Genomic DNA, 3,960 nt, shown 5'->3' on the forward strand with positions numbered 1-3,960 from the left:
ATTTGCAAATTGACTTTCAGCTGATCAATCATTTCCGGATTGATGTCATTGAATATTACCTTTTCAAAGCCGTATTTCAGCAAATAGATTCCCAATGCTCCCAAACCGCACATCGCATCAATAGCCACACCTTTTTTAATTCCATTATTATTCAAATAGTTATGTAGCTGAACCAGCTTTTGCTCGGTGGTGACGGCCACTTCAATATGGTGTCTGGACTGGTTTTTAACAATGATTATCTTTTCATCAACCAGTGTCCTCATAACATTTATCTGGGTATCGTCCCCATCAAGAATTTCAAAATGATTAATCTTTGAACTCTTATCAAGCATTCCAACGGTATTTTGAGGACTTCCCTTTAAAACACATGCCACTTCAGAAACTTCCCCCATCAATCTTGATGTTACTTCATCATTGAAATCAGGATGGAGCAGTATCAAACTGTTTTTATTGAGAAATTGCGGATTCAGACTGCTGTAGTAGAAATTGGACAGCGGTACCGGTGAGTTGCGCCTTAGAGTAGCAGTTTCGGGAACTATATCCTCCTCCACCATTATTTTTAAAATATGTGCCATCACAACATCAATCGGTCTTTTTCCACAGGAACATCTCTTAAAGTCATCATCGAGACTTTCAAAGTCATCATAGTCACAAATCGGTGAAAATTTTTTTATCTGAATATCCCTGCATTCCCCACATTCATGAAGGGCATTAATTTTCTCATCCAAATCTTTCTTGTCAAACATGATTGCACCCACAATTGAATTATATTTAAAGTATTGTTTTAAGTCAGTAATTATGATTTGCAAAGTAATAAAAGTTTATTAATTAGTAATACTAATTTTAAGAATATAGAAAAAAGACTCAGCAGGTTTTAAAAATGGAAACAAAAGAAAATTTAAGCAAAAATACAGTTATGCCCCAATATGACGTTTTAAAACAAAATTACACAACTGAAGAAAAAATTCTTTTAGATGAAATTCGTGAAAATTTAGTGGATTTAGCTATATCATCCGGTGAAAATTTTCAGCCAAACAAAGACAAACTGTTAAATGACATCAAAGTATTTTTATTTAATAGATTCTCCGGAGAAAATCAAAATAAAAGAATCCCAAATGAATATTTAGACAACTTATCCCGCAAGCTACTCAGGGATATAATTGGATATGGTAAAATCGACTCATTGATTCAGGATGATGAGCTTGAAGAAATCATGATAATCGGCATAAATAAACCAGTTTACGTTTATCACAGAAAACATGGAATGATGAAAACAAACATCCGTTATGATGACGAGCAGGAGCTAACCGATTTAATAGATTCAATGGCAAGGCAAATCAACAGACGAATCGATAAGGAATCACCAATTCTGGATGGAAGACTAAGCGACGGATCAAGAATCAATGCGACAATTCCCCCAGTATCCGCAGATGGGCCATCACTTACAATCCGTAAATTTAAAAAAGACCCACTGACCATCATCGATTTGATAAATTCAAAAACACTGTCATTGGAACTGGCCGCATTTTTATGGTTGTGTTTTGACGGACTCGGAGTCAGGTCAGCCAATGCTATAATATCAGGAGGAACAAGTTCCGGAAAAACAACAACATTAAACGCATTGGCATCATTCATCAATCCAAAAGAAAGAATAATAACCATAGAAGATACACTGGAACTTCAAATACCCCATGAACATGTTATCAGAATGGAAACCCGACCTTCAAATGTTGAAAACAAAGGAGAATTGACCATGAATGATCTGGTAAAAAATTCCCTAAGGCAGCGTCCTGACAGAATAATCGTTGGAGAGGTGAGAGGCGAAGAGGCAATCACATTATTTACCGCATTAAACACAGGCCATTCAGGATTTGGAACACTCCATTCAAATAGTGCACGGGAAACAATTACAAGATTGACAACAAATCCCATGTCCGTTCCAAAGATAATGATTCAGGCAATTGATTTCATTATAATGCAAAAAAGAATATACACACCATCAGGAGTTTCATACAGAAGAATCAGTGAAGTTGCAGAAGTAGTTGGCTCAGAAGAGGGAGTAATCCAATTGAATAAAATTTTTGAATGGAATCCTGAAACCGACAGCATTGAAAACGTGAGCATTTCAAGCAAAACATTGACCCAAATTGCAAACTTAAGTGGAAAATCACTGTATGAAATTAATAAGGAAATTGAAAACAGAGAGTTATTGCTTAAACATATGGTAAATCAAAACATTCATCGTGAAAATGAAGTCAATACCATTTTAGAGATGTATTATGCAAATCCTCAAAAAGTTCTAAACAGAATCCTTTTAAACGGGTGATATTATTTTTAAAAAATTCTTTATTGCTCTGGGAGGAATGTTCCTGTTTGTGGTGAACTCCATAAAAGGCATTTCTCTAAAAGATATCAAAATTAAAAAAGAGGATAATTCCAAACTGGATTTAAAAATGTTTTCCAGAATAAATTTTGAAAGCGAAAATGAAAATCCAAAAAAGAATGAAGATAAAATCTACATAATCAGAAATAAACTGGTCAAATACTTCCTTAACAAAAAAACCATAATTCTTCTGATTGCAGTTTTATTTTTGATAACCTATCTCACCAGTTTTGAAATTGGAGGCATTTATTTAATCCTAATCACAATGACTTACACATTCCTGATTTATTATCCTCAGATTAAAGAAAAAAACAGCTACACAGATTTGAATCAGGAACTTCCCTATGCATTGAGACATATGAGCATAGAACTGAAGTCGGGAAAGGGATTGCATGATACCATGCTGACAATTAAAAATTCAGATTACGGATCACTGTCAAAGGAATTTACACGAGTTCTGGAAGAGATAAAGTTCGGAAAACAAACTGAAGAGTCATTGCAGGAGATGTCACATAGAGTCAACTCAGAGGGCTTAAGCAGAACCATCCATCAAATAATCGGCACATTGAGAGTTGGAGGCAATCTGGCAAACAGCCTGGACATCATTGCAAAAGACATTTCCTTTGAAACCCAAATAAAGCTAAAGGAATATTCTCAAAAATTGAACTCATTTATTCTGATTTACACATTCATAGCAATTTTAGCACCTGTCATCATTTTGATAATGCTTATGGCTGGATCAACGGTAATGGGGGATGTGATTTCTGGAAATCTATTAATATTAATCTATTCATTATTTTTCCCACTAGTGATTATGTTAATGGGAATTTTCATCAAAAAATTAGAGCCTAAAATTTAAAAAAAAATCCTATAAAAAAAGAGATAATATTGGTGTTTATTTTTTTTGAGGAGATTGTAAACACCAACGACTTTTTGGAAAATTTTTGGCAGAAGAATTTTCCAATCATATTAAATTAGAAAATTGTGAAAACTAATTTAATATTTTATATATTTTGGAGATTGCATATTATTTGACTGATAATTTAAATAATATGTTTTGGGAGTAATGTTTTGATATGCCCAATATTTAGGCCTACCTAAATTCACATCACTATGTATTACATAGTAAATAATAGTATATAAATGTTTCGGTATTTTTTAGGTTAACCTAAAAATATGGAACATATTATATGTCACGTGTTATAATATATCACGTGTTATATAACAGGTAGTATAAACTAATATATAAATATTTTGATTAACCAAAAAAAAATAAAAAAGGTTAGAGATCAAATCCCTAACGTTTGACAGTTAAAGTTGTTTTTATTATGTTTTTAATGTAGGTAAATTTCATAGCGTATTTTTTACCTGCACTAAGTTTATTTATAACATTTTTCTTAATTGTGAATTGAGCGATTCCTTTTTTATTGGTTTTCTTAGTTATTTTTACACCATTAATATTCAATGTTATCTTTTTACCGCTGACTGCTTTTTTACCGTTCTTGAGAGTTGCTTTGACAGTGAGCTTTTTAGAAGACTTTTTAACAGAATATTTTTTGGTTTTAAGATTTTGTTTT

The 3,960-nt window shown here is 32.7% G+C and carries 4 protein-coding genes; 2 read left to right on the forward strand and 2 right to left on the reverse strand.

What is annotated here, in order from left to right; translation table 11 throughout:
* On the reverse strand, window positions 1–746 hold a 746-nt coding region (locus QZ143_RS09355; protein WP_292883540.1), incomplete at its 3' end, for an SAM-dependent methyltransferase.
* Between the two features lie 134 nt (window positions 747–880).
* On the opposite strand from QZ143_RS09355, the gene QZ143_RS09360 reads away from it, so the two are divergent.
* Window positions 881–2,326, forward strand: coding sequence for a CpaF family protein (locus tag QZ143_RS09360; RefSeq protein WP_292883543.1), 1,446 nt, complete (start codon window positions 881–883; stop codon window positions 2,324–2,326).
* Between the two features lie 37 nt (window positions 2,327–2,363).
* On the forward strand, window positions 2,364–3,242 hold the full coding sequence (locus QZ143_RS09365; RefSeq protein WP_292883545.1) for a type II secretion system F family protein: 879 nt from the start codon (window positions 2,364–2,366) through the stop codon (window positions 3,240–3,242).
* A 438-nt stretch (window positions 3,243–3,680) separates the two neighbouring features.
* Here QZ143_RS09365 and QZ143_RS09370 read toward each other — a convergent pair.
* A partial coding sequence (locus QZ143_RS09370; protein WP_292883548.1) for a hypothetical protein occupies window positions 3,681–3,960 on the reverse strand: 280 nt, incomplete at its 5' end.

It is taken from the genome of Methanobrevibacter sp. UBA188 (assembly GCF_905234905.1).
Classification (GTDB): Archaea; Methanobacteriota; Methanobacteria; order Methanobacteriales; family Methanobacteriaceae; genus Methanocatella.

What these genes read in the sequence shown, in the direction of transcription:
- QZ143_RS09360 (WP_292883543.1), top strand. Translation starts at nt 881, where the DNA reads ATGGAAACAAAAGAAAATTTAAGCAAAAATACAGTTATGCCCCAATAT.
- QZ143_RS09365 (WP_292883545.1), top strand. Translation starts at nt 2,364, where the DNA reads ATGTTCCTGTTTGTGGTGAACTCCATAAAAGGCATTTCTCTAAAAGAT.